Genomic DNA, 26,369 nt, shown 5'->3' with positions numbered 1-26,369 from the left:
CCTCTTCCCGCCTGCGCGCGGTTGCGCGACACTATGCCGGACCGCGACGCGGAGGAGCACGACAATGCGCGCCAACAGCCTGCACGCCCTCGACCTTGCCCATGTGGTGCACCAGCAGACCGACCTCGATGCGCATGCGCGCGAGGGCGCGCTTCTGATCGCCCGCGGCGAAGGCGTCCATGTCTGGGACACGGAGGGAAACCGCTACATCGAGGCGATGGCGGGGCTGTGGTGCGCCTCGCTCGGCTTCTCCGAGCGGCGGCTTGCCGAGGCCGCCTACCGGCAGCTCCTCGAGCTTCCTTACTACCACACCTTCTTCCAGAAGGGGCATGAGCCCTCGGTTCGGCTCGCCGAGAAGCTCACCGCAATCGCCCCGCGGGGGCTCAACCACGTTCTGTTCCAGTGCTCCGGGTCGGAGGCGAACGACGCGGCGATCAAGCTGATCTGGTACTACAACAATCTGGTCGGGCGGCCGCAGAAGAAGAAGCTGATCGGCCGGATCCGCGGCTATCACGGCAACACGGTCGCCGCCGCCTCCGTCTCCGGCCAGCCGCACATGCACGCGGATTTCGACCTCCCCTATGGCGGGCGGTTTCTCCACCTCTCGAACCCGCACTACTACCGCGCGCACGAGCCGGGCGAGACGGAGGAGGCGTTCTCGGCCCGCATGGCGGCGGAGCTCGAGGCGCTGATCGAGCGCGAGGGCGGGGAGACGATCGCCGCCATGTTCGCTGAACCCGTGCAGGGCGGCGGCGGCGCCATCACCCCGCCGCGCGGCTATTTCGAGCTGATCCAGCCGATCCTGAAGAAGCACGACATCATGCTGGTGGCGGACGAGGTGATCTGCGGCTTCGGCCGCACCGGCAACCTCTGGGGCAGCGAGACCTACCGCCTCGAGCCCGACATCCTCACCTGCGCGAAGCAGCTCTCCGCCTCCTACCAGCCGATCAGCGCCACGCTGATCTCCGACCGTATCCACGCCGCGCTGATCGAGGGCAGCCGCAAGAACGGCACCTTCGGACACGGCTTCACCTATGGCGCGCATCCGGTGGCCTGCGCCGTCGCGCTCGAGACGCTGAAGATCTACGAGGAGCGCGACATCCTCGGCCATGTGCGTCGCGTCTCGCCCGCCTTCCTCGAGGGCTTGGGCCGGTTCCGCGACCACCCGCTCGTGGGCGACGTGCGCGGCATCGGGCTGATCGCGGGGGTCGAGGTGATGGCCGACAAGGCGAGGCGCACCCCCTTCCCGCCAGAGCGCAAGGCTGGGCTCGTGGTGCAGAAGGCCTGCCAGGACAACGGGCTGATCGTGCGCGCGATTGGCGATCGGATCGCCTTCACCCCGCCGCTGATCATCACCGAGGAGGAGATCGCGGCGATGTGCGAGGCCTTCGGGCGCGGGCTCGACGCTGCCTGGGCCGTTCTGCGCCCCGACCTCGCACGCGCCGCCGAGTAGCGACGGTCGTCCCGGCTTGCCTTCCCCGCGCGCGTCGCGGCGGGGGCTGTTGCCCTCTGAGGAGGAGCGTCCATGGCACAGGGGTCGGACCTCGAAATCGCGCGCGCCGCGCGCTTGCGCCCGATCGCCGAGATCGCCGCGACGGCGGGAATTCCCGCCGACGCGCTCGAGCCCTACGGCAATTACAAGGCAAAGGTCGCCCTCGAGGCCATCCTTGGCCGCCCCGCCACCGGAAAGCTCGTCCTCGTCACCGGCATCAACCCCACGCCTGCAGGCGAAGGCAAGACCACGACGACCGTTGGGCTCACTGACGCGCTGCGTCGGATCGGCGTGCGCGCGATGGCCGCCCTGCGCGAGCCCTCGCTCGGGCCCTGCTTCGGCGTCAAGGGCGGCGCCACGGGCGGCGGCTACGCCCAGGTCGTGCCGATGGAGGACATCAACCTCCACTTCACCGGCGACTTCCACGCCATCACCTCGGCCAACAACCTGCTCGCGGCGTTGATCGACAACCACGTCCACTGGGGCAACGCACTGGGCCTGGATCCGAGGCGAATCACCTGGCGCCGCGCCCTCGACATGAATGACCGGGCGCTGCGCCAGATCGTCCAGGGCTTGGGCGGCGCGGCGAACGGCCATCCGCGCGAGGACGGGTTCGACATCACCGTCGCCTCGGAGGTGATGGCAGTGTTCTGCCTTGCGAACGACCTTGCCGACCTTCAGGCGCGGCTTGGGCGCATGGTGGTCGGCTCCCGGCGCGACGGCTCGTTCGTGACGGCGGCCGACCTGAAGGCGGACGGGGCGATGGCGGTTCTGCTGCGCGACGCGCTCGCGCCGAACCTCGTCCAGACGCTCGAGGGAACGCCTGTGTTCATCCATGGCGGGCCCTTCGCAAACATCGCTCATGGCTGTAACAGCGTGATCGCGACGCACGCCGCCCTCTCGCTCGCCGATGTGGTCGTCACCGAGGCGGGCTTCGGCTGCGACCTTGGTGCTGAGAAGTTCCTCGATATCAAGTGCCGCCAGAGCGGGCTCGCGCCGGCTGCGGGCGTAATCGTCGCCACCGTGCGCGCGCTCAAGATGCACGGCGGCCTCGCCAAGGCGGAGCTTGGCCGAGAGGACGTGGCAGCGGTGCGGCGCGGGGCGGCGAATCTCGTCCGCCACATCGAGAACCTCTCGGGTTTCGGCGTTCCTGTTCTCGTGGCGCTCAACCGCTTCGGCACCGACACGGAGGCCGAGATCGACGCGGTGAAGGGGGCGGCAGCGGCGGCGGGGGCAGAGGCGCATCTCTGCACCCACTGGTCCGACGGCGGGGCGGGGGCGGAGGCGCTCGCGCGCGCGGTGATGGCCCGCCTCGCGGCCGGCACGGCATCGTTTCGCCCGCTCTATCCCGACGCGATGCCGCTCGCCGAGAAGATCCGGATGATCGCGACACGGATCTATCGCGCGGGCGAGGTGGTGATCGCTCCTGCCGCGGCGCGGAAGCTCGAGGGCTACGAGCAGGCCGGGTTCGGGCATCTGCCGATTTGCGTCGCGAAGACGCAGTACAGCTTCTCGGCCGACCCAGGCCTCCTCGGCGCGCCGACTGGGCACACGTTCCCGGTTCGGGACGTCCGCCTCAGCGCAGGCGCGGGCTTCATCGTCGCCCTCGCGGGCGAGGTGATGACCATGCCCGGCCTGCCGAAGGTTCCAGCCGCGGAAGGGATTTGCCTCGATCCGGCGGGGCGGATCGAGGGCCTGTTCTGAGCGGTTTGACACGCTTCCACGAGCCTCAGGCGAAGCGGCGCACGCGCACGGTGAAGCCTCGGCCGCAGCAGGGCGCTCAGGGCAGCGGGCGGCCTGACGCGTGCTCGGCCGGCCGTCGTTCCCGCGCGGATCAGACCGCGGGGCGGTCGTTCAGATGGCAGGCGCTGAGGTGCCCTGGCGCGACCTCGCGAAGCGGCGGGGCCGCCTCGCGGCAGATCGGCATGGCGTGGGAGCAGCGCGGGTGGAAGTGGCAGCCGGCAGGAGGAGCGAGCGGCGACGGGATCTCCCCTTTCACTCCAGCGAAGGCGCGCTTCCGGTTGCTGATTCGCGGCACCTCGGCGAGCAGCGCCTGCGTGTAGGGGTGGTTCGGGCGCGCGAACACCTCCTCGGCCGGAGCGCTCTCCACCACCCGGCCGAGATACATGATCACGACCCGGTCTGAGAGGTGCTCGACCACGCCGAGGTCGTGGCTGATGAAGAGATAGGTGAGGCCGAGCTCGCGCCTCAGATCCATGAACAGGTTGAGGATCTGCGCCTGGATCGAGACATCAAGCGCCGCCACCGCCTCGTCGCAGACGAGGAACTCGGGCCCGACCGCGAGCGCCCGCGCGATCCCGATCCTCTGGCGCTGGCCGCCCGAGAACTGGTGCGGATAGCGACGCTTGAAGGCGGGGTCGAGCCCGGCGCGGCGCATCTGCTCGTCGACATACGCCTCGAGCTCAGCGGCGGGGACGAGCCCGTGCACCAGCGGCGCCTCGCCGATGATCTCGCCGACCCGAAGCCGCGGGTTGAGGCTCGCATAGGGGTCCTGGAAGATCATCTGCACGGCGAGCTTCGCGGCCTTCGCCTCTCCCGGAGGGAACGAGGCCCGGTCACGCCCCTTCCAGAAGATCGTTCCGGATGTGGGGGGAAGGATTCCCGCCACCATCCGCCCGAGCGTGGACTTGCCGCAGCCGCTTTCGCCGACCAGGCCGACGACCTCGCCCGCGAAGATATCGAGATCGACGCGATCGACCGCATGCACGACTTCTTCGCGGATGTCCGCGCCGAGACGCCGCGCGAGCCGCGCGGCGAGGTCGAACGGTTTGCGGAACTCGCGGCTCACGCCGCGCAGCGAAAGGATCGGCGTGCGCGCGCCCGCGCCGTGGGTGGGAACCGGCGCGCCGGCCGTCGGCGCGCTCGCCTCCTCGCCCCCTCCCATCTCAGACGACCTCGTCGACGAGATGCGGGTGGAAGCAGCGTATCTCGCGCCCCGGGCGCGGGCGCGTGAGCGCAGGCTCGGCAAGGCAGGCCGCATCGGCGCGCGGGCAGCGCGCCCGGAACGCGCAGCCTGGCGGCAGGCTGAGCAGCGAGGGAGTCATCCCCGGGATCTGTGCGAGCTTCTGGCCGCGCACGTTCCGGCTCGGCACCGAACCGATCAGACCTTTCGTGTAGGGATGCAGCGGCGCATCGAGCACCTGATCGACCGGCCCCTTCTCGACAATCCGCCCCGCATACATGACGCAGATCTCGTCGGCGAGGCCGGCAACCACCGCGAGATCGTGCGTGATCCAGATCAGGCTCGTGCCCATCTCGCGACAGAGCTTCTGAACCTCATAGAGGATCTGCCCCTGGATCGTGACATCGAGCGCCGTCGTCGGCTCGTCGGCGATGATCAGCGCCGGCCGGTGCAGGAGCGCGATCGCGATCGCCACGCGCTGCCGCATCCCGCCCGAGAACTGGTGCGGGTAGGCGCGCAGGCGCTCGTCCGGGCTCGGGATGCCGACCTGGACGAGCGCCTCGCGTGCCCGCGCCCGCGCCGCCTTCTCGCTGACCTTCTCGTGCGCGAGCACGGTCTCGATCATCTGCGTGTCGATCCTGAGGACCGGATTGAGCGTCATCATCGGGTCCTGGAAGATCATCGCAATGTCGCGCCCGCGGACGCGACGCCATTCCTCCTCGGACAGCTTCGTCAGATCGCGGCCCTTGAACAGGATCTCGCCGCCGACCACGCGCCCGGGCGGGTCGACGAGGCCGAGGATCGAGAAGCCGGTGACCGACTTGCCCGAAACGCTCTCGCCGACAAGCCCGAGCACCTGCCCCTCGCCGATCGAGAACGAGACGTCATCCACCGCCTTCACCACGCCGGCCTTGGTGAAGAAGTGGGCGCGGAGAGAGCGGACCTCGAGGGTTGCGGCCATCGCTACCTGCGAAGCCGAGGATTGAGCACGTCGCGCAGCTGGTCGCCGACGAGGTTGATCACCACGATCGTCACGAGCAGGGCGATCCCGGGATAGAAGCTGATCCAGTAGCGGCCGGACAGCAGGTACTCGTAGCCGTTCGCGATCAGGAGGCCGAGCGAAGGCTCGGTAACCGGCACGCCAAGCCCGAGGAAGGAGAGTGTGGCTTCGAGCGCGATCGCGCGCGCGACCTGCATCGTCCCGACTACGATCAAGGGCGGGAGGCAGTTCGGCAGAAGGTGGCGGAACACGATCCGCGCGTGCGAGAGAGCGAGGCAGGCCGCGGCCTCGATGTATTCCCGCCGGCGCTCCACGAGCGCAGTGCCGCGCACCGTGCGCGCATAATAGGCCCATTCCACGACGACGATCGCGATCACGACGTTGATGATTCCCTTGCCGAGGAAGGCGAGGATCATCAGCGCAACGAGGATGGCAGGGAAGGAGAGCTGCAGGTCGACGAGCCGCATGATCACCGTGTCGGTGCGGCCGCCGAAATAGGCGGCGACGAGGCCGAGCGCCGTACCGGCACAGAAGGCGATGAAGGCGGAGCCGGCGCCGACGGCCAGGCTGATCCTGAGCCCGTAGAGGATGCCGCTCAACATGTCGCGGCCCTGGTCATCCGTGCCGAGGAGGTAGGTGAACCCTGCGCCGCCGACGCTTCCGGGCGGCAAGCGCCCGTCCATGATGTCGAGCTGCGCAAGGTCATAGGGGTTCTGCGGCGCGATGACAGGCGCGAGCAGAGCAGCGAGCACGATCAGAACGAACGCGGCGAAGGCGACGACCGCGAGGCGGCTCTCGGCGAAATCCGAGACAAAGCGGCGGAGCGGCGTCTCCTCGCGCGGTGCGGCGGCCGCTTGCCGCGGCGGCACGCCGAGGGCCGTGCTCTCCACCGACGGCGGTGTCATCCGCGCTGGTCCTGAAGCCGCACGCGCGGGTCGAGCGCGCTGTACATCACATCGACCACGAAATTGAGCAGGATGAACATCAGCACGATGATCATGAGGTAGGCGACGATCACGGGCCGGTCGAGGACGTAGATGCTGTCGATGATCAGCTTGCCCATGCCGGGCCAGGCGAAAATGCTCTCCGTCACCACCGAGAAGGCGATCGTCGAGCCAAACTCGAGCGCCGTGACCGTGAGCACCGGGATCATGATGTTCTTGAGCACGTGGACGAAGATCACCCGCCGTGGCGCGAGCCCCTTTGCACGGGCGAACTTCACGTAGTCCATGAGCACCGTCTCGCGCACGCCGGCACGCGTGAGCCTGATGACGAGCGAGATCTTGAACAGGGAGAGGTTGATCGCCGGCAGCACGAGGTGCCGCAGGCCCTCGAGCGTCAGGAACGACCAGTGCAGGCCGAGGAATTCCGCCGTCGGCCCGCGGCCGGTGGAGGGCAGCCAGCCGAGCTCGACCGCGAACACCATGATCAGCATCAGCCCCACCCAGAAGGTCGGCAGGGAGAAGCCGAGGATGGAGCCGGCCATGATCACGCGGCTCGACAGCGCCTCCGGCCTGAGCCCTGCCCAGAGCCCGAGTGGCAGGCCGAGCAGCACGGCGAACAGGGTGGCCGCGAGCGCAAGTTCGAGTGTGGCCGGCATCTTCTGCAGGATCAGCCGAAGTGCCGGCTCGTTGAACACGAAGCTTCGCCCGAGGTCGCCGCGCAAAGCGTTCTCGAGGAAGGTCAGGTATTGCAGCCAGAGCGGCTGGTCGAGGCCGAGTGCGGCGATCGCGCGCTCACGCTCGATCTGGTCGGCGTCCGGGCTGATCAGGATCTCGACCGGGTCGCCAATCGCATAGACGCCGAGGAAGAGAATGATCGTCATCGCGAGCACGACGACCGCGCTCTGCATCAGGCGGCGGATGAGATAGACGGTCATGGTCCGACCGCGATCTCCTCGAGCCGTACCGTCGCGTCCATCAGCCCGGTCGCCAGCACCGCGGCATCGGAAGGCTCCAGGCGCACCGCTGCGGCAGCCTCAACGGGCGGGAGCGACATCCATCGCGCGGGTGAGCTCGTCGGCCCGCGCGGTATGGGTGAAGCCCCGCCGTGCGGCCCAAACGTTCTTCTGGATGTGCAGCGGAATGATGCCGACGTCCTCGATCGCGATCCTGGTCGCGTCTTGCAACAGCTTCTCGCGCGCCGCGTCGTCGACGGTCGCAAGCGCGCGCTCGAGCAGCGCGTCGAGCTGCTTGTTCGAATAGCGGCCTCGGTTCGAGGCCCCGAAGCCCTTCTCGCGGTCGAAGGTCGCAACCAGGCTCCGGAGAGGGCTCGAGGCCTCGCCCGTCGCCGAGCCCCAGCCGACGAGGAACAGGCTGAACTCCTGCCGGCCGGCGCGGGCGATGAAGGTCGTCCACGGGAGCGGCTCGACGGTCGTGCGTATGCCGATGCGCGTCCACATCTGGCCGATCGCCTGGATGATCCGCGCATCGTTCACGTAACGGTCCGATGGGCCGTGCAAGGTGACCCTCAGCCCGTTCGGGAACCCGGCCTCGGCAAGAAGCCTGCGCGCAGCTTCGGGATCGTATTTCGGCGCCTCGAGACCGGGGACGTGGCCGAAGGTTCCCTCTGGCAGGAACTGGCCGGCCGGGATTGCGGCGCCCTCCATCACGCGCTCGACGATTGCGGCGCGGTCGATCGAAAGCGACAGCGCACGCCGCACGCGAAGATCGTCGAGCGGGTTACGCCCGAGCGGTTCGCCATTCGGTCCGGTCACGAAGGGGGTGCCGTCGCTGCGCGACCGATCGAGATGCAAATAGATGATCCTGAGGCCGACGATCTCGCTGATCGAGACCCTCGGGTCGGCGCGGAGGCGGGCGATGTCGGTGGTCGCCACCTGGTCGATCAGGTCGACATCGCCCGCGAGCAGCGCCGCCGTCCGCGCCGCGTCGTTGACGACGATCCGATAGTTCACGCGCTGCCAGGGCTGGCGCGGGCCCCAGTGGCTGTCGTTCCGCTCGAGCTCGATTCGATCGCCCGGCACGTAGCGGATGAATCGGTAGGGGCCGGTTCCGAAGGCGACCTTGCCGCTGTTGAAATCCTCCGTCGCGGCGTTCTGGTGCGTCTCGCGATCGAGGATCGCGATCTGGGCGAGATCGGTCGGCAGAAGCGGATAGACCGAGCGCGTTCTGAACCGGACCGTCAGCGGATCGACCACCTGAACCTCGGCCACTGCCCGCGTGTAGATGCCGAAGCTCGAGGGGCTGTTCGGCACGTTCGGTGCTCGGGCAATCGTGAAGGCAACATCATCGGCCGTGAAGTCGCTTCCGTTGTGGAACTTCACGCCCGAGCGAAGCCTGAACTCCCAGGTGGTGTCGTCAATGGCGCGCCAGCTCTCGGCAAGCCCGGGCATCGGCCGCGCCCGCTCATCGGTCTGCACGAGCCGCTCGAAGATGTGCTCGGCCATCGCGTTGTTCGGCGCGAGGTTGTGGTAGTGCGGATCGATCGAGGTGATAGGCGCGCCGACCGCGATGGTGACGGTCTGCCCTTCCGCCGCCGGGCATGCCAGCACCCCGCCGAGCATGGTTGCCCCGATCAGCGCACGCCGGAAGCCGCTCACGAGGGTCATCTCTCCACTCCCGCTCCTTCTCGACCACTCAAGGTTATCCCCGGCCGCTGGCGATGGCCAGCGATAGGGCAGTGCGGACCCCGCCGGAGAACGGGGCCTGCCGCACGAGAAAGCGGACGACGCCGGAGCGCGGCCGCGCGGGATGCAAGACAATCGTATGAAGACCTGACAATGACTAGGGCGGATCTGATGCGCGCTTGCGCATTTACCTCGTTTTAAGTTTTTCATTCTTGACCATGTTCATCCGTTTTCCTAGTATTCGAGGCGGAGGTATCCTATGCCAGCGATCAGCCCTGTCTCAGCGGCGTCGCCGGTCCAGAAGGGGTCAGCGCCGGCGGCGCAGCTTCGGGAAGTGGAGGCCACGACCGTGCCCGCGCCGGCGGGCGGAAACGTGGCGCCCATCGTGAACCCGTCCATGCGCTTCGACATGAAGCTCGGCCTCGTCGTCGTCGAGTTCTTCGACGACTCGGGAGAAGTCGCAACCACCATCCCCTCGCCGCAGAAGCTGAAGGCCTATGAGGCGGCGCTTTCAGGCGGGCAGGCCCACGCTCCGCCTCCCCTCGCGCCCGCGCCCGACAAGGCCCCCTCCGCCGGAACGGGTGAGCCGCGCAACGGCAGGGACGGGCTCGCCGTCGTCGCCTGACGGGCCTCCATCTCCGCCGGCGCGCCGGTGTCGTGCCAGGGCATGATTGTCGAGGCCACAGAACACGCTGGTCGTATCGCAGTCCGCGCTGGGGAGGCGTTGTCGGCCAAAGGAGAGGCGACAAACGCGGCGAGCACGGCGCACCAAAGCATGATCCTGGCCTCGCCCGTCGCTAGACACGCAACGACACGTTCCTTCCCACGAACGAGAGCAGCCCGCCCGCGCCACCGCTCGCGTCGAGCAGGACGAGCATCGGGTTCTGCGCTGGCGCCTGCGCGCCTTGCGTCTTGATCAGATAGGCCTGCACGAAACGGTCCACCGCCTTCGGGTCGGCGAAGCTCTTGAAGTCGATCCGCTTCTCGAGGATCGACCGCTGCTGCTCGAAGGAGAGGAGGCCGAACTTCTCGGGCAGGCCTAGCGCGCCGCGCGCCACGGCCGTCAACACCCGGTCGCTCATCAGCTGGTTCACGTTTGTGACGCCCCCGATCATGCGCTTGAAATAGAGCGCCTCGCGCAGCCCGGGGTTGGCCTCGCCTTGCGCCTTCTCGAAGCGGTTGGTGAGCGTGAGGTTCACGATCCGGTCGACCAGGCGCGGGTCGGCGAGCGGCGGGCCGTCGATGCCGCCGAAGGCGCGGTTGATCTGGCGGTAGCGCGGGTCGACCATGCGGTTGGCGAAGCTGCGGACGTCCTGCGGGTCGTCGGTCAGCAGCCGGCGGATGATGCCGCGCTTGTCGATCTCGCTTTCGAGCTGGAACGCCTCGAGGACAAACTGCAGGCTGCGACGGTCACGCATCAGCTCCTCGACGGAACCGATCTCGCGCGCGCGCTCGCGGAACCGCTCGACGTCCCGCGCGACCGTCCGCTGCTGCTCAAAACGCTGTTGCAGCGCTTCGCCCTTGCGCTGCAGCAGCACCCAGGCCGCCGGGGCACCGAGACCGTTCAGCACGGGCGGCTCACGCCGTGGCGGCGAGGCTCGCCGGCCGCTCCTGTGCGGGCGGCTTCCCGGCGGAGGCGGCCTTCGCCTGCGCCTCGAGCGCCTCGATCATGTCGCGGTTGACGGCGCGCAGCGGTTCGAGGCTGCGCGCGGCGTCGCCGATCGCACGGTCGCTCTCCTCGCGCGACCAGAGCGCGAGGGAGACGAGCCGTGCCTTGAGGTCGCGCGGCAGGCCGTTGTCGGGGTGCACGAGATCGGCCAGCAGCAGCGACCAGAGCTCGTAGTTCTTCGCGAGCGCCTTGGTTCGGGCGGTCACGTCATCGCCGGCGCCTGCGAGCATGGCGTTGACGGTGCGGAAGGCGCGCAGCTCGATCTCGCGCGGGCCCTGGGTTGCGGTCATGGCGGTGGTGTAGCGCGCGACGCTCATCGGGGTCGGCCTTCTGCGGGCATGGGCGTGGGAGCGGGGCGGTCGGGGGCGCCGTTGCCGGCGCCCCCTTCCGGTGTGGTCAGCGGAACAGGCCGAGAAGCGCCTGGCCCTGCTGGTTGGCGATGGAGAGAGACTGGATGGCCAGCTGCTGCTTGATCTGCAGGCTGGTCAGCCGCGCGCTTTCCTCGGCGAGGTCGGCGTCCACCAGCGCGCCGAGGCCTTCGCGGATCGAGTCGGTCAGCTGCTTGGTGAACTCCTGCTGGCCCTCGACCTGGGAGAGACGCGCGCCGAGCTCGGCGACGATGGTGTTCACCCTGCGAATCGCCTCGTCGACGGTCGCGATCGCCGAGGACGCGTTCGACCACGTCGCGCCGGTCAGAGTGCCGCCGATGACGGCGATGTTGGCGCTGCCGCCGCTGGCCGTGGCAGTGCCGTCCACGACGTTGTAGTCGGTGAAGGCGTTCCAGGTCACGACGCCGCCAGTCGTCACCTTCTCCAGCGTGCCCGCCGTGGGAGTGCCGCCGGCGATGTTGAAGCCGACCCGCGACACGTTGCCGCCGAAGATGTCGAGCGTGCCGTCGCTGTTCACGCGGGCGCCGATGCCGTTTGCCTTCATTGCGTCCACGAGCCGGCCGAGCTCTGCCGCGGGGGTGAGGGACGTGCCGTCACCGATGTCCACGGCGATCACGCGGCGGGTGTCGGAGGCTTCGGCAGTGAGCGTCGGCGAGGCGCTGGTGTTGAACTCGAACACGTATTCGATGCCGTTCTGCGTCACCGCCACCGCGTCGCCGTCGTCGAAGTCCACGTCAGCGGCGAAGGTCAGGCGGATGCCGCCCTGGTCGACGTCGAGGTCATCGAGGCCGAGCAGGCTATTTGTGTTCGAGATGATCTCCTGGTTGTCGACCCTGATCGTATTGCCGGTGATGTCGCGCAGCACGCGCAGCTCACGGTCGCCCGACGCGCTGTTGTTCAGAAGGTTCACGCCGTTGAACGTCGCCGTCTCGGCGAAGCTGCGCATGTTGGCGAGCAGGTTCTGCACCTGCTTGTTCATGGTCGCCTTGTCGAGGCCCTGCTGCTGGCCCTGCGTCACCGTCTGCTTCAGCGTGTTGAGCTCGTTGCTGATCTTGGTCGCGGCGTCGCGCGCGACCGTCAGCGTCGCCTTGCCGAAGGCGAGGCCGTCGCGCACCGCCGTCAGCCCCTTGAGGTCGGCGCGCATGCCCTGCGCGATCGCGAACACGGCAGGGTCGTCATTCGCCTTGTTGATGCGAAGCCCGCTCTCGATCGAGGCCTGGGTCTTCGACATGGCGTTGTTGATCATGGAGAGGCTGCGGATGGCAGCCATCGCCGTGACGTTGGTGTTGATCGAGGACATCCGTGTTGCTCCTTGCGTCACTCGGTTCCGCCGCCCCGCCCGCCCCGCCTCCGTCCTGCGGGAGGGGGCGGCGGTCGGCCGCGCAGCCTTGCGCGCCACGAGACAGTGCAAAGGCCGTGCCGTTCCATTCTGTATGCGAGACAAATCTGAACGGGCGGTTAACGCTTCAAAGTCAGGGGCTTGCTTGATGGCTTGACAGGCCCGCGGCAGACTGCCCTGGCTCGCGGGAGTCCCTGCCCGGCAGGATTTTCCCCCTCCGCCCCGCCCCGGCAGGAACTGCCGGGTGCGGGGCAGGATCTTCCATCAGAGGAAGCGGGCGAGGTTGAGGTCGCGCAGCCCGGCGATCAGCCGGTAGCTCATCTCGAGCTGCGTCTGCAGAAGCTGCAGCCGCGCCGAAACCTCGGCAAGATCGACATCCTCGACCTTGCCCACCTGCGCCTTGAGCACGACCAACATGTCGAGATGGCGCTCCTTCAACGCCGCGAGGCGCTGTTCCGCAACCCCGAGCGCGCCGCGCTCCTCCTCGAGCGTCTTGACCGCCGACTGGAGCGAGCGCGAGACGCCGATCAGGAGCTCGTGGATGCCGTCACCGGCAAGGGCCGGGTCGTCGATCGCGGCGAGGTCCTCGTCGAGCGAGCCGAGCACGGCAAGCCCGCGCAGGATGTCGCGGATGAAGCTGCCGGTGCTCGGCGGGTCAGTGCGCGACTGGGCAAGCCCGTTGGCATTCGCGCGCAGGCCATAGGTGACGCGCTGGCTGTCATCGGCAACGAGGCCGAGGCGCGGCTCCGACGCTCCCGGCCCCTCTAGGAAGGCGGAGAAGGGCGTCGTTCCCGGCGCGGTCGAGGCGGCGATCGCGAGCGTGTCGGCGAGCACCTGGGTCGCTCCGCGCGGCACGTTCGGCGTCAGCGGGTCCGCGTCATGGTCCCAGGGCTGGCCGAACTGCTGCACGGCCGCCTGGATCTGCGTGAAGAAGCCCGATTGCAGGATCGCGCCGGCGTTCGGGATCGGCGGGCGGGTGACGTCGGAGCCGTTGAACACATACTCGTCGCCCGCGGTGGCGTTCAGCATGGCTGCCACCTCGGCGAGCGCCTCGCGCGCCGACTGCGCTAGCACGGGGATGGCGTTCCGCCCCTGCGTCACCGCCGCGAGCGCCGCCTGCACGGTGCCGGTCGCGATCTCGCCGATCCGGCCCAGCGCGGGCTGCATCACCGCAATCCGCGCCTCCGCCGTCGCGATCGCCTGGCCGTAGGACTCGCGCCGTGCGATCGCGGCACGGAGATCGATCGAGACGCGCGCGTTCGGCGCGAGCCCGCCGAAGGTCTCCGCAACGCGCCCGGTAGCGGCCTGTCGGGTGAGGAGATCGAGCCGGTCGCGCGTGGCGAGCGCCGCGGTGAGCGTGCGGCCGATCGTGCCGTAGCTCGAGACCGTCGTCATCTCCGCCCCCCGTTACCGCACGCTTGCAAGCAGCGCGTCCCACACCGCCTGGACGGTGGTGAGCACACGCGCATTCGCCTGGTAGGCGTTCTGAAGCTGCACGAGCAGCGCCATCTCCTGGTCGAGATTCACCCCCACCGCATCGGCATAGCGATTGGCGAGCAGGTCACGGGTCGAACGCTCGCTTTCGGCCGAGGCCTTCGCCGCGGCGTGCTCGGCCGTCTGGGTGGCGACGAGCGAGGAGGCGAAGGCCGAGAGCGTCGCCGCCGCAGGGATGGGCGAGGAGAGGCGCCCCGTCGGCCCGAGGCCCTGGATGAGGAAGGCGGGGTCATGCGGCCGGCCGAGCCCGAGCGTCGCGCCGAAGGTGTGGTCGAGGATGCGACGGATGAGCTGGTCGAAGCCCTGCGGCCCGGTGGCGGGGTTCGGGACGAACGGGTCGCCATAGGGCGGCTGCACCTCGCGGGTCGCCGGAAAACCGGGGATCCCGGCAGGGATCGCGTGCGTGCCGTCGCGCACGAGCCGCGGGGTCTCGAGCAGGAGAGCAAATACGCGGATCTCAGAGGAGAAGCCGATGTAGCGCGCCTGCGGCACCACGCCGCCTTCATGCGGCACGTTGCCCGAGGTATCGGTGAAGAGGCGCAGGCCTTGCTGCTCGAAGCGGCGCGCGAGCTTGTGCGCGAACTCGTCGAGCTCCGCCGTGAAACGCGGGAGCGTCTCGTCGCGCAAGGACAGGAGCGCGCCGAGCCTTCCCCCCACCTGGCCGCGCGTGACATCGACCGCGCCTGCCGCCCGCGTCGGATCGGAGAGAAGCAGTGGCGGCACGGTGCCTCCCTCAGGGTCGTAGAACGCGCCCGGGCCGAGCTCCGCCCCCCGGGTCGAGAACGCGTCCGGGCGAAGCGGTATGGAGAGGCCGCCGCGCGTGAAGGCCTGCATCTCGCCGTTCTCCTTAAGCACGACGCGGATGTCGAGCAACGCGGAGAGCTGGCCGATGATGGCGTCGCGCTTGTCCTCGAGCTCGGCGGTGCCCAGAACCTCGTTGCGCAGGCGGACGATCTCGCGCGTGAGCACGCCCGCCTCGCCGAGCAGGCGGTTCGCCTCCGCCACGCCGGCGACGAGCTCCTCCTGGGCGCGGTTCCGCGCCGCGGTTACCGCGCCCGCCATCTCGCGGATCCGTGCGGCAAGCGTCTCGGCTTGCGTCACCACCTCGACCTGGAGGCTCGCCGAGGAAGGGTCGGCGGCGAGGGTGATGAACCCCTGCTGAAGCTTGCCGAGCAGGCCGGCGAGGCTGTCGCCCGCCTCCGGCCGGCCGTGCAGGCTCTCGATCGGGGCGAGGATGGAGGCGCGCGTATCGGCCGCGGCGAAGGACGCCTCCCGCGCCCAGACGGCCCGTTGCAGGGCCGCATCGGTCACTCGCGCCGGCTGCTCGACGCCCACACCGATGCCGAGGCCATCCGCCGTCACCGCGCGCGTCGGCAGGGTCTTGCGCGTGTAGCCGGGAACCTCGGCATTGGCGACATTGTTCGAAACCGTCCTCAGCTGCGCCGAGATCGCGCGCAGGCCCGAGGTCGAGATCCCGATCGCGCTGTCGAGCGACACCGCTGCCTCCCGTCCCTACGCCGGGCTCAGCGCTTCATGTTGAGCGTGTCCTGCAGCATCTCGTCCGAGGCCGAGACGATGCGGGTGTTCGCGGTGTAGGCGCGCTGGGCGATGATCAGCTTCGAGAACTCGGCCGCCATGTCGACGTTCGACCGCTCGATCGAGCCGACGACGAGCTTGCCCGCGCCGTCGCGTGCGGGGTCGAGAACGCGCGCCTCACCGCTCTCGGTGGTGCGCATGAAGGCCTGGCCGTCCACACGCTCGAGCTTGTCGGCCTCGTTGAAGGTGACGACGGGGATGCGGTTGATCACCCGGCTCTGGCCGTTGTCGTAGTTGATCACGACATCGCCGTTCTCGCGGATCGCGAGCGAGGAGAAGCTTCCCTGCGGCACGCCGTTCTGCTCGAGGCTGCGCACGGCGTAGTCGGCGCCGGCGAACTGCGTCACCCCGTCCGCGAGCCCGAAGCTGCCGAGGAACAGGCGAACCCTCTGCGGGCCGGAGCCGTAGTTCAGAACCACGTCCACATAGGCGCGGTCGCCGGTGAGCTGGTTCGCCGGAACGGTAGCGGTGCCGCCCGCGACATTGGCCGCCGAAAGCGCGGTGATCGTCCCGGCGCGCGTCGGGTCACCCGGCGCGCCGAAGGTCACCTGGATATGGGGGGGGATATTGCCGTTGGCGGTGCGCGTGCCGGTGGTCGCCTCCGTCAGGTTGCCGGCGACGCTGACGGCGAGCGGGTTGCCGAGACCTGGCGCGATCCGCAGCACGCCGGGCCCCACGATGGAGGCGGGCGGCGGGCTGATGCTCGTGTTGATCAGGGTGATCAGCTGATCGCGGACGTCGTCCGCGGTGTCCCCGGCGAGCGCCGTGTAGGAATAGGTGTTGCCGTTCAGCGTCACGCTGTAGGTGTTGCCGGGGACGACCGCGCCGACCGTGATGTCGCTCCGGCCGGCGACAACGTTCCAGGAGGGGATCGGCACGGCCCTCTTGGCCGTCAGTGTCAGGATCGAGCCGTTGACGGTCGCGATCGCGGGGCTCGTGGGGTCGGCGTTGATCAGGGCGGCAAGGCCGTTGACGATCGAGTTCATTGAGCCTTCGGTGCCGGTGGTGGTGTAGGTCCAGCTCTTCGTGGCCGGAAAGCCGCCGGTGATGCCGTCGAGCGAGATCGTGAACTGGTCGCCCACCTCGCCGACCGTTCCGGTGAAGGTGAAGCTGTCGGTCTGGTACTGCGCCGGCGTGTTCGTCTGGACGCTGGTCGCCGTCAGATTCGCGGACACGGCGAGCGTGTAGGGCGTGCCGATCGAGGTGGCGTTGAGGCGGAGCGTGTCCGCCGACTGGGCCGTCGCGTTCACGCCGAGGGTCGCCGCGTCGGTGTTGATTCGACTGATCAGCTGGTTGCGCACCGTTGTCGTCGTGTCGGTCGCGGTCGCGGTGTAGCTCACGACGATGCCGTTGATCGTGACCTGGAACAATTGGCCTGCCGTTACGGTCGCGGGAATCTGGATGTCGTCCTGCTGCTGCTGCGGCTGCACCGTGCCCTGGACGTTGAAGGCGCTCATTGCCTGGTCGTCGAAGCCTGGGATGGTGCCGGCGCCGCCGACGGGGTCGAGCGTCGAGCCGGGAGCGACGACGTCGAGCCGCCAGTTGTTGTTGCCCGCGCGCGTCCATTCGAGCTGGAGAGTCCGCTGCTGGCCGAGGGCGTCGTAGATGCCGACGGAGGAGGAGAAGCTGTTGCGCCCCTCGGGCGGGTTGGCCGGCAGGTTGGCGGCGAGCGTGATTTCCGAGGTCGCGACCGGGTTCGAGACGAGCTGGCTCACGCGGATCGGCTGCAGCAGCGTGCGGTCGACCTGGCGGGTGTTGGCATCGACGTTCCAGCCCTGCAGGAAGTAGCCCGCGCTGTTGACGAGGTAGCCGTTGCGGTCGAGCGTGAAATCACCGGCGCGGGTGTAGAACTGCCGCGGGTCGAAGGTGGGCAGGCCGTTGACCTCGCCCGACGGGGCGGCGACCGCGAAGAAGCCCTGCCCGGCGACGGCGAGCGCGGTCTTGTTCTCCGTCTGCTCGATCGTTCCCTGGACGGTATGGGTGAAGTCGGGCCGCGCCACGACGCTGCCCGGCGTGTGCAGCCGCGGCGCGGACGAGGTGATGTAGCTCACGAAGCTCGTGTCAATCCGCTTGAAGCCGATCGTCTGGCTGTTCGCCACGTTGTCGGAGATGTGGCCGAGCGCGCGCGACTGCGCCGTAAGCCCGCCGATCGCGGTGGTCATCGAACCGAAGAGCGACATGGTCTGCCTCCAGGCTGTGCCGTGCGGGAATGGCCGCACCGGGTTCCGTCGCCACACGCGACGCAGACGCCGTGCCAGAGCGGAAAAGCAAGCAAAAAGGCGGCTTCCGCCGCATGCGGCCCGGGAGCGCGGGACCGGGTTGCCGGGCAGGCTGTGCCCGCTGCCCGGCAGGCCCTGCCGGGCGGGGTGGTCACGCGGCGTGGTCCGTCGCGGTCGGGAAGAGGGCGCGGCAGCGCCTCAGCGCCTGGTAGTGGCGGCGCATCGAGACGAGTTCCGCGATCGCCGCGATCTCCTCAACCGCCTCGGGGCGTGCGCGGCGCAGCGCGGCGAGCGCGTCATGGACCGCCCGCTCCGGCGCCTGGCCGAGATAGGCCATCTGGATCGCGAGATAGAGAGCGCGCTCCGGCCCGATGGCCTCTTCCGCGCGCAGCATCTCGCGGCCGCGCAGGAACTGCGCCTCGTTGTGCAGGAAGATCGTCGCGGTGCGGTCGCCGGAGCCGATCACGGCGCCGTTGACCACGAGCGTCTCGCCAGGCTTGAGAACAACCTTCAGCGGCATCCTGCCCACCCTCGGCTCGGCCGGGCGCGGGAACGCACCCGGAGACGGGGCGAGCAAGCGACGTGCCGGAGCGGCCGCGCGATTTCGGCCTGCCCTGCCTGGCCCACCCATGCCCGCGTCTGCGCAGCCCGGCAGATCCTGCCGGGGGCGGCAGAAACTGCCGGGTCGGATCTGCCGCGGGAGGCGCCCACCTGCCCCGGTGCGGACCTGCCGGGCAGGGCAGGACCTGCCCGGCAGTTTCGTCGCGCCGACGCGGCGGCTCTTGCTCAAGCCCCTGATCTTCAAGGGTTCGGATCCTGGCCCGGGGGTTGCGGGGCGCGGGCGCATGATGGTCGCGATCAGCCAAGCCACCGCTGCACCGCCCACCCTTCCCGACGCCGCCCGCGCTGGAGAGGGTGGCGAAAGCTTCTCGAGCCTGCTCGCCGGGCTGCTTGGCGATGCAGCCCCCGAACCGCCGCCTGACCCTGCCGGGGAGGCCGCGACGGAGCAGGCCCCGGAGGCTCGTCTGGCCGAGGAGCCCGGAGAAGCGATCGGGCGTCCAGGGCCTGCCGAGCCGGACGCCCTGGCCGTGCCAAGCGCGCTCCTGCCGCTGGCGATGGTCTTCGCCGGGCCCGTGGACGGACAGGCTGCGGGCACGACCGAGCTTGGACCGGCGAAAGAAGCCGAGGCGGAGGAAAACCAGGCGCAGCCTCTCCGGCTCGACCCCGTCTCCGACCCCGCGCTCCTGGTCGCGCCACCGGCAACCGCCGCACCGGCCGCCTCGCAACAGGCGAAGGCGGCGGAGGCAATATCGGGGCGGGCTGGCGTCACGCCCGAAGCGAGACCATCCGACGCCTTGGCAAACGACCCGGCCGGAGCGCCTCCCGCTTCCCTCGAACCGGATGCTGACGCAGACCGAGCACCCGAGACCGCCGGCGACTTCCAGCCCGAACGCCTCGCCGCTCCGACCCGCGTTCGCGACCTGGGCGAAAGCCCGCCGAAAGAACAGCCCATACCCGAGACGGCTCGGGGACAGGCGCGGGGGGCGGTCGAACCGTCACCGCAACTGACGAACCGCACCGCGGCGCCGACCGCAAACGCACCGGCAGGCGCCGCACCGGCTGCGGCGAGCGGGGCAGAGGCCACCCCCTCGCCCATCGCCAGCGGGGAGGCGGCAGCGCGCTCTGCCGAGCGACCGGTCGCGCCACCGCCGCCGCCGCTCGTCCAGATCGCGGTCCACCGCGCGGCGGAGCCGCGTCCGCTCCGCGCGGCGGCACCGGCCCTCTCACCCCTCGTTGCGGCAGCGTCCGTCGAGACCCTCAACGCCGCTCAGCCCCCGGCAGAGCCGGCGCCCCTGACGGCGCAGGCGCTCGAGGCGCCCGGCGCCGGGCCGCCCGGCAGCACCGATGCCCTGACCGACGACGCCCCCGTGGCGGAGGGCGGCGCGGCGCTGCTCAGGTCTTCGACGCCATCTCCGTCCTCGCCTCGGCCAGAGGTAAACGCCGCGCCTGTGCGGAGGCCGTCAGAGGCGAACACCACCCCCCCCGGCAGCGCCACAGCGACGTCGACCGGCCAGCCCCTCGCCCAGCCGGCGCTCGGCCTTGCGGGGCTCCCGATCACGTCGCCACCGGCGCCGCAGGCCCAGACCGTCCAGTGGGCGCCGCGAGCCGCGCCGGCGCAGCAGATCATGCCCGTCGTGGTCACCCTCGCCGCCGGCTCAAGCGCTTCCCCGGGAAGCGTGACCGTGACGCTCGAGCCGGTCGAGCTCGGCCGGGTCGAGATCTCGGTGCGCAGCGAGAACGAGCAGCAGGCGCGGATCCACATCGTGGCGGAACGGCCCGAGACGCTGCTTCTGCTCGTGCGCGACCAGGCAGCGCTCGACCGCGCCCTCGCCCAGGCCGGCGTCGGCGCCGAGGGGCGGGCGTTCAGCTTCGACCTCGCCGCGCGTGACGGACGCGGCGGCGGCGAGGCGCCCGCGCGCGAAGGCGGCGACGGCCGGGGCTCTGCGCCCGCGAACGCGCGCGCCGACGCCGAGCGGGCACGAAGCGAAACGGTCCAGCGAAGGGCCGCTCCCGGCGGCCTCGACATCGCCGTCTGACACAGCGAAGGAGCAAGACCCATGTCCACCGTTCAGCAGGTCCTCTCGATCGCCGACCGGCAGGGAATGCAGCAGGCGGCGAGCGCGCGGATCGCCAACAACTTCCAGGACTTCCTGAAGCTGCTCACCACGCAGCTGCAGAACCAGGACCCGACCGCGCCGCTCGACACGAACCAGTTCACGCAGCAGCTCGTGATGTTCGCCCAGGTCGAGCAGCAGCTCGCGACCAACAGCAATCTCGAGAACCTGATCAGGCTCCAAGGCACGGCGCAGCTGACCGCGCTCACCCCCCTGATCGGGCGGACGGTGGAGGTCGACGGCTCCGCCCTGCCGCTGCAGCGCGGCGAGGCGGCCGGCACCTACACGCTCTCCGGACCGACGAGCGAGACGATGATCACCATCACCAATGCCGCCGGCCGCGTGGTGCGCACCGCGCGGGGCGAGACCACCGCCGGCACCCACGGCTTCTTCTGGGATGGCCGCGACAACTCGGGCAGCCGCCTGCCCGACGGGGTCTACACGCTGACCGTCACCGGCCAGACGGGAACGAGCACGACGAAGGTCTCGACCACGATCTACGGCCGCGTCACGGGGGCGGAGCGCGGAGCGGACGGGGCGATCAAGCTTCGCCTCGGCGACATCACGGTTCCCTCCGACCGGATCCGCAGCGTGATGCCGGACAGCTGACCCCCCCTCCCTGACCCCGACGCGGCAGAAAATGCCGGGGCTTTAACCGGAGGGTAAGGGCTCGCACGCCACTGTCGCCCTCGCGGCAGGACGCCGCTCCGCCGGCGACCGAGCGGAAGGAGAGGGTTGGACGTGAACGGGCTGCTGCAGGGACTGCGCGCGCTTGGGCCTACGAGGATTGCGGCGCTCGGTGTCGTTGCCGCCGGGCTCTTCGGCCTGATCGTGTTCCTCGCCATCCGCGCCGGCCAGCCGCCGATGGCGCTCCTCTACGCTGACCTCGACACGCGCGACAGCGCGGCGGTGGTGCAGAGCCTCGAGCGTCAGCGCGTGCCCTACCGGCTCGAGGGCAATGGCGGGCGGATCCTCGTCCCCGTCGAGCAGGTCGCCCGGGTGCGGCTCGCCCTTGCGTCCGAAGGCCTGCCGACGGGCGGGTCGGTCGGCTACGAGCTGTTCGACCGCACCGACAGCCTCACCACCTCGAGCTTCCAGCAGGGGATCAACCAGGTGCGCGCGCTCGAGGGCGAGCTCGCGCGGACCATCCGTCAGATCCAGGGCGTGCGTGCGGTGCGCGTCCATCTCGTGCTGCCCAGGCGCGAGCCCTTCGCGCGCCAGCAGGCCGAGGCGCAGGCCTCGATCGTGCTGACCATGGCGGGGCCGCAGCGGCTCGACCGCGAGCAGGTGCAGGCGATCGTCCATCTCGCCGCCGCCGCCGTGCCCGGGCTCAAGCCCGCCAACATCTCCGTGGTCGACAGCCGCGGCTCTCTGCTCGCGCGCGGGGGGCAGGCGGTCACGGGCCTCGGTGTCGCGCTCAACGCCGAGGAGGTGCGTCGCGCCCATGAGCTCCGCCTCTCCCGCGCGGTCGAGGAACTGCTCGAGCGCACGCTCGGCGTGGGGAAGGTGCGCGTCGAGGCCACCGTCGAAATGGACTTCGATCGGATCACCGAGAGCCGGGAGAGCTTCGACCCTGACCAGCAGGTGGCCCGCTCCACCTCCTCGATCACCGAGCAGAGCCGCGGCCAGGAGCGGCAGCAGAACGTCACGGTGGGCAACAACCTGCCCAACCCCGAGCCGCAGAACGCCGGCTCGATCACCGAGGAGAGCCGGACCGAGGAGACCACCAATTTCGAGATCGGCCGAACCCTGCGCCAGATCGTGCGCGAGGCACCGCAGGTTCGTCGGCAGTCGATCGCCGTGCTCGTCGACGGCACGATGGCGAGGCCCGAGGGGGGCGGCGCCCCGGTCTGGCGCCCGCGCACGGCCGAGGAACTCGCGCAGATCACTGCTCTCGTCCGCGGCGCGGTCGGCTTCGACGAGGCGCGCGGCGACAAGATCGAGGTGGTGAACCTCCGCTTCGCCGAGGCGGACGCAGGCGTGGCCGAGGAGGAGAGGCTGTTCGGCCTGCCGATCGGCCGCGCCGAGATCGTGCGGATCGTCGAGACGGCGGTGTTCGGCGTCATCGCCCTGCTCGCGCTCCTGCTCGTGGTGCGCCCCCTCGCCGGGCGTGTGCTCGAGCGGGTGAGCCCTGCGGGTGGCGACGCGCTCGCGGGGCTTCCCGGCACCTCCGGCCTGCCGGCTCTCTCCGGCCCTGCCGCGGCCGCAGCGGCGGCGGCGCTCGCCGGCCCCGGCGGCCAGGCGACGCTGCCGGGCCCTGACGGCGCTGTCCCGCTGCTCGAGGGAGACAGCCTGATCAATGTCAGCCAGGTGGAGGGGCAAATGCGCGCCTCGAGCCTCCGGCGGATCGCCGAGCTCGCCGAGAAGCACCCAGAAGAGGCGCTCTCGGTGATCCGAAGCTGGATGGCGCAGGAGAGCTGACGGTCGGGTCGGGGAAGCGGAGACGTGGCGATGGCACGAGCGCGCGAGGATTGGCGCAGCCTCACCGGGCCGCAGAAGGCGGCGATCCTGATGCTCGCTCTCGGCGAGGAGGCGGCGGCGCGCCTGTTCGCGATGATGCACGAGGACGAGATCAAGGAGATCAGCGCCGCGATGGCCGGCCTCGGCGTGGTCTCGGCAAGCGTCGTCGAGCGGCTCTGCGTCGAGTTCGCCGACCAGATTTCGGCCACCGGCAACCTGCGCGGCACCTACGAGAGCGCCGAGCGTCTGCTCTTGAAGAGCCTGCCGAAGGACAGGGTCGCGCAGATCATGGAGGAGATCCGCGGCCCAGCCGGGCGGACGATGTGGGACAAGCTCGGCAACGTCAACGAACAGCTGCTCGCGAACTACCTCAAGAACGAATACCCGCAGACGGTCGCGCTGGTGCTCTCGCGCGTGCGGCCCGATCACGCCGCCCGCGTGCTGCAGCTTTTGCCGGAGAACTTCGCGCTCGAGGTGGTGATGCGCATGCTCAGGATGGAGAGCGTGCAGAAGGACGTGCTCGAGAGCGTGGAACGCACACTTCGGATGGAGTTCATGTCGAACCTCGCGCGGACGCAGCGTCGCGACGCGCACGAGTTGATGGCCGACATCTTCAACAATCTCGACCGCTCGGCAGAAAGCCGCTTCCTCGCCGCGCTCGAGGAGCGCAACCGCGAGGCGGCCGAGCGGATCAAGAGCCTCATGTTCACCTTCGAGGACCTCACCCGGGTGGACGGTGCCGGCATCCAGGTGCTGATGCGCGCGGTCGAGAAGGAGACGCTCGCGCTCGCGCTGAAGGGCGCCTCCGACACGATCCGTGACCTGTTCTTCAAGAACCTCTCCGAGCGTGCGGGCAAGATGCTGAAGGAGGATATCGCCGCGCTCGGGCCGGTGCGGCTCAAGGACGTCGAGGAGGCGCAGGCCGCGATCGTCGCCGCTGCGAAGGATCTCGCCGCGTCCGGCCAGATCACGATCAGCGACGGCCGCGAGGAGGAGCTCGTCTACTGACATGAGCACCGCGCCACGTCCGATCGCCCTGTCTGCCCTGGCCCGACGCGGCCAAGACCGGCCGCCGCCGCGCCGCTACCTGTTCGAGCGCGACTTCGACGCCGAGGATGGGCCGCCGTCGCGCGCTCCGCTGCCCGCGCCACCGCCTGAGCCGGAGGTGATCGCGCCGAGCTTCTCCGCCGCCGAGCTCGCCGAGGCCCGCGCCAAAGGCGTCGCCGAGGGGCGCGCGGCGGCGGCAGCGGAGGCGAAGGCGAGTGCAGAGGCGCGCGCGGCGGCGGCGCTCGAGGCGATCGCGGCGCGGCTTGCTGAGGCGCGCGAGGCGGCGGCGGCGGCGGCGGAACGCGCCGCCGGGGCGCTGGCCAGGGCGACGCTCGACCTCGTCACCCGCGCCCTGCCCTCAGCCGCCGCCGCGCACGCTCCAAAGACCTGCGGGATGCTCGCCGAGGCGCTGATCGCTCGGCTCTCTGGCGTCGAGCGGATCGTGATCCGCCTCGAGCCGGAGCTCGCGCGACGCCTCGAGCCCGCGCTCGCACGCGCTGCCGCCGCGGCCGATTTCGCCGGGCGGCTCGAGGTGGTCGGGACGGCCGGAATGAGCCCGGGCGAGATGCGCGTCAGCTGGCCCGGGGGCGAGGCGCGGCACGATCCGCACGCGCTCGCGAGCGCGGCGCGCGATGTCCTTCACCAGCTCGGGCTGTCGCCCGGAAGCGCTGAGGAGAACCAAGATGGCAGCTGAACAGGGCCAGGGTGTCGCGCTCGAGGATCTCTCCTCGGGCGGATCGGAGGTCGCGGTGCCGGGCGAGGACGCGGCGTTCGCGCCGGGCACGCGCGAGCTCGAGGCGATCTACGACATTCCCGTCCAGGTCTCCGCCGTGCTCGGGCGGAGCACGATGCAGGTGAGCCAGCTCTTGAAGCTAGGCCGCGGCGCGGTGGTGGAGCTCGACCGCAAGCTCGGCGAGGCGATCGACATCTACGTCAACAACCGGCTCGTGGCGCGCGGCGAAGTGGTGATGGTCGACGACAACCGCCTCGGCGTGACCATGACCGAGATCGTCAAGGCGGATCGCGGCGCGTGACGCCGCAAGGCAGCAGGAGGGACGCAGGATGCGGATCCTGATCATCGGCTCGCTCTCGGCGGAACTCGGCCAGGCGGGGCGGATCGCCATCGCCCGCGGCGCGCGGCTCGCCCAGGCCGACGATGTCGCCGCGGCGCTCGCGCAGCTGCGTGCGGGCGGCGGCATCGACCTCGTCCTGTGCGACGTGAGGCTCGACGTGTCGCTGCTCGTGCGCGCGATGGCCGCGGAACGGATCGCCACCCCCGTCATCGCCTGCGGCGTGGGTAACGATGCCGACCTCGCGGTCGCGGCGATCCGCGCCGGCGCGCGGGAATACCTGCCGCTCCCGCCTGACCCCGACCTGATCGCCGCCATCCTCGAGGCCGTGGGCGCGGACGGGCATGCGCTGATCCACCGCGACCCGGTGATGCGGCAGACGATCCGCCGCGCCGAGCAGGTCGCCGCTTCCGAGGCGTCGGTCCTGATCGCGGGCGAGAGCGGCACCGGGAAGGAGGTGCTCGCACGGCACATCCACCGCAAGAGCCGCCGCGCGGGCGGGCCGTTCGTCGCGCTCAACTGCGCCGCGATACCCGACAACCTGCTCGAAAGCGAGCTGTTCGGCCACGAGAAAGGCGCCTTCTCCGGCGCGGTGGCGCGGCGTATCGGCAAGTTCGAGGCGGCGCATGGCGGCACGCTCCTGCTCGACGAGATCTCGGAGATGGACGTGCGGCTTCAGGCGAAGCTGTTGCGCGCGATCCAGGAGCGCGAGGTCGACCGGCTCGGCGGCACGGAACCCGTCAAGGTCAATGTGCGGCTGATCGCGACGACGAACCGCGACCTGCTCGCCGAGGTGCGCAAGGGCACCTTCCGCGAGGACCTCTACTTCCGCCTCAATGTCGTGACGCTGCAGGTGCCGGCCTTGCGCGACCGGCCGGGCGACATCGCACCGCTTGCGGACCATTTCGCCCGCAAATACGCCGAGGTGAACGGCCTGCCGATGCGGCCGATCACGCCCGCGGCGATGGCGATGCTTGAGGCGCACGGCTGGCGCGGCAATGTGCGCGAGCTCGAGAACACGATCCACCGCGCCGTCCTGCTCGCCTCCGGAGACGTGATCGACGTCGAGGCGATCGAGCTCGGCGGCGCCGCCCCGGCGGCAGACGAGACGGCGCAGCGGCTCGTTCCGGCTGCGGCAGCGGCGGCGGCACGCCAGCGCGAAACGGCGGCACCCCCGGCCGCGGGGCAGAGCGCGGTCGGCGCCCTCGTCGGCCGCACCGTCGCCGACGTCGAGCGCGACCTGATCCTCGAGACGCTCACCCACTGTCTCGGCAACCGCACCCACGCCGCAACCATCCTCGGCATCTCGATCCGCACGCTGCGCAACAAGCTGCGTGAATACAGCTCCGCCGGAGTGCGCGTCCCGCCGCCGGCGCAGGCTGACCGGATCCCCGCCTGAGCGGACCGTCC

The 26,369-nt window shown here is 70.2% G+C and carries 22 protein-coding genes; 10 read left to right on the top strand and 12 right to left on the bottom strand.

What is annotated here, in order from left to right:
* Positions 1-64: 64 nt before the first annotated feature.
* Together KO353_RS13825 and KO353_RS13820 are read left to right on the top strand one after the other, a co-directional pair.
* Positions 65-1,453 (top strand): aminotransferase, encoded by a 1,389-nt coding sequence (locus KO353_RS13825; RefSeq protein ID WP_218285369.1) that lies wholly within the window; start codon positions 65-67, stop codon positions 1,451-1,453.
* Between the two features lie 72 nt (positions 1,454-1,525).
* The gene (locus KO353_RS13820) at positions 1,526-3,196 is read left to right on the top strand and encodes a formate--tetrahydrofolate ligase (protein ID WP_218285368.1); all 1,671 of its coding nucleotides are present in this window, start codon (positions 1,526-1,528) and stop codon (positions 3,194-3,196) included.
* A gap of 130 nt (positions 3,197-3,326) precedes the next feature.
* Here KO353_RS13820 and KO353_RS13815 read toward each other — a convergent pair whose 3' ends face one another.
* The 5 genes from KO353_RS13815 to KO353_RS13795 all read right to left on the bottom strand — a co-directional run bounded on the left by KO353_RS13815 (position 3,327) and on the right by KO353_RS13795 (position 8,983).
* Entirely contained in the window at positions 3,327-4,397 is a 1,071-nt protein-coding gene (locus KO353_RS13815) for an ABC transporter ATP-binding protein (RefSeq protein ID WP_218285367.1), read from the bottom strand.
* A 1-nt stretch (position 4,398) separates the two neighbouring features.
* The gene (locus KO353_RS13810) at positions 4,399-5,376 is read right to left on the bottom strand and encodes an ABC transporter ATP-binding protein (RefSeq protein ID WP_218285366.1); all 978 of its coding nucleotides are present in this window, start codon (positions 5,374-5,376) and stop codon (positions 4,399-4,401) included.
* Between the two features lie 2 nt (positions 5,377-5,378).
* Complete coding sequence (locus KO353_RS13805; protein WP_218285365.1) at positions 5,379-6,320, bottom strand: ABC transporter permease; 942 nt, start codon at positions 6,318-6,320, stop codon at positions 5,379-5,381.
* Positions 6,317-7,294: an ABC transporter permease gene (locus tag KO353_RS13800; protein ID WP_218285364.1), complete on the bottom strand. Its 978-nt coding sequence runs from the start codon at positions 7,292-7,294 to the stop codon at positions 6,317-6,319. The genes KO353_RS13805 and KO353_RS13800 overlap by 4 nt, the downstream gene beginning before the upstream one ends.
* Before the next feature lie 99 nt (positions 7,295-7,393).
* Complete coding sequence (locus tag KO353_RS13795) at positions 7,394-8,983, bottom strand: ABC transporter substrate-binding protein (RefSeq protein ID WP_218285363.1); 1,590 nt, start codon at positions 8,981-8,983, stop codon at positions 7,394-7,396.
* Between the two features lie 415 nt (positions 8,984-9,398).
* On the opposite strand from KO353_RS13795, the gene KO353_RS13790 reads away from it, so the two are divergent.
* Positions 9,399-9,626, top strand: coding sequence for a hypothetical protein (locus KO353_RS13790; RefSeq protein ID WP_218285362.1), 228 nt, complete (start codon positions 9,399-9,401; stop codon positions 9,624-9,626).
* A gap of 172 nt (positions 9,627-9,798) precedes the next feature.
* Here KO353_RS13790 and KO353_RS13785 read toward each other — a convergent pair whose 3' ends face one another.
* The 7 genes from KO353_RS13785 to KO353_RS13755 form a co-directional block, all read right to left on the bottom strand.
* On the bottom strand, positions 9,799-10,572 hold the full coding sequence (locus KO353_RS13785; protein ID WP_218285361.1) for a DUF1217 domain-containing protein: 774 nt from the start codon (positions 10,570-10,572) through the stop codon (positions 9,799-9,801).
* A gap of 7 nt (positions 10,573-10,579) precedes the next feature.
* Complete coding sequence (locus KO353_RS13780) at positions 10,580-10,987, bottom strand: flagellar biosynthesis regulator FlaF (RefSeq protein ID WP_218285360.1); 408 nt, start codon at positions 10,985-10,987, stop codon at positions 10,580-10,582.
* A 79-nt stretch (positions 10,988-11,066) separates the two neighbouring features.
* Positions 11,067-12,359: a flagellin gene (locus tag KO353_RS13775; protein WP_218285359.1), complete on the bottom strand. Its 1,293-nt coding sequence runs from the start codon at positions 12,357-12,359 to the stop codon at positions 11,067-11,069.
* Positions 12,360-12,662: 303 nt separating this feature from the next.
* Positions 12,663-13,793 carry a flagellin gene (locus KO353_RS13770; protein WP_218285358.1) on the bottom strand — a complete coding sequence of 377 codons (1,131 nt, stop codon included), beginning with the start codon at positions 13,791-13,793 and terminating at the stop codon, positions 12,663-12,665.
* 12 nt (positions 13,794-13,805) lie between these two features.
* Entirely contained in the window at positions 13,806-15,389 is a 1,584-nt protein-coding gene (locus KO353_RS13765) for a flagellar hook-associated protein FlgK (RefSeq protein ID WP_218285357.1), read from the bottom strand.
* A 26-nt stretch (positions 15,390-15,415) separates the two neighbouring features.
* Positions 15,416-17,668 carry a flagellar hook-basal body complex protein gene (locus KO353_RS13760; RefSeq protein ID WP_218285356.1) on the bottom strand — a complete coding sequence of 751 codons (2,253 nt, stop codon included), beginning with the start codon at positions 17,666-17,668 and terminating at the stop codon, positions 15,416-15,418.
* Between the two features lie 190 nt (positions 17,669-17,858).
* A complete protein-coding gene (locus tag KO353_RS13755) occupies positions 17,859-18,227 on the bottom strand; it encodes a flagellar biosynthesis repressor FlbT (protein WP_218285355.1) in 369 nt (122 codons plus the stop codon).
* Positions 18,228-18,552: 325 nt separating this feature from the next.
* On the opposite strand from KO353_RS13755, the gene KO353_RS13750 reads away from it, so the two are divergent.
* The 7 genes from KO353_RS13750 (at position 18,553) to KO353_RS13720 (ending at position 26,358) form a co-directional block, all read left to right on the top strand.
* Positions 18,553-20,304 (top strand): flagellar hook-length control protein FliK, encoded by a 1,752-nt coding sequence (locus tag KO353_RS13750; protein WP_218285354.1) that lies wholly within the window; start codon positions 18,553-18,555, stop codon positions 20,302-20,304.
* Between the two features lie 21 nt (positions 20,305-20,325).
* Positions 20,326-20,991 carry a flagellar hook assembly protein FlgD gene (locus KO353_RS13745; protein ID WP_218285353.1) on the top strand — a complete coding sequence of 222 codons (666 nt, stop codon included), beginning with the start codon at positions 20,326-20,328 and terminating at the stop codon, positions 20,989-20,991.
* Positions 20,992-21,123: 132 nt separating this feature from the next.
* Positions 21,124-22,803: a flagellar basal-body MS-ring/collar protein FliF gene (gene fliF, locus KO353_RS13740; protein WP_218285352.1), complete on the top strand. Its 1,680-nt coding sequence runs from the start codon at positions 21,124-21,126 to the stop codon at positions 22,801-22,803.
* A gap of 30 nt (positions 22,804-22,833) precedes the next feature.
* Positions 22,834-23,850 carry a flagellar motor switch protein FliG gene (fliG, locus tag KO353_RS13735; RefSeq protein ID WP_218285351.1) on the top strand — a complete coding sequence of 339 codons (1,017 nt, stop codon included), beginning with the start codon at positions 22,834-22,836 and terminating at the stop codon, positions 23,848-23,850.
* 1 nt (position 23,851) lies between these two features.
* Entirely contained in the window at positions 23,852-24,583 is a 732-nt protein-coding gene (locus tag KO353_RS13730) for a hypothetical protein (RefSeq protein ID WP_218285350.1), read from the top strand.
* On the top strand, positions 24,573-24,923 hold the full coding sequence (gene fliN, locus KO353_RS13725; RefSeq protein WP_235691888.1) for a flagellar motor switch protein FliN: 351 nt from the start codon (positions 24,573-24,575) through the stop codon (positions 24,921-24,923). The genes KO353_RS13730 and fliN overlap by 11 nt, the downstream gene beginning before the upstream one ends.
* A 28-nt stretch (positions 24,924-24,951) precedes the next feature.
* Positions 24,952-26,358 (top strand): sigma-54 dependent transcriptional regulator, encoded by a 1,407-nt coding sequence (locus KO353_RS13720; RefSeq protein ID WP_218285349.1) that lies wholly within the window; start codon positions 24,952-24,954, stop codon positions 26,356-26,358.
* Positions 26,359-26,369: the final 11 nt, after the last annotated feature.

Origin of the sequence: Elioraea tepida (assembly GCF_019203965.1) — a bacterium.
GTDB classification, from domain to species: Bacteria; Pseudomonadota; Alphaproteobacteria; order Acetobacterales; family Acetobacteraceae; genus Elioraea_A; species Elioraea_A tepida.
This window is presented reverse-complemented; position numbering and strand designations above follow the sequence as displayed.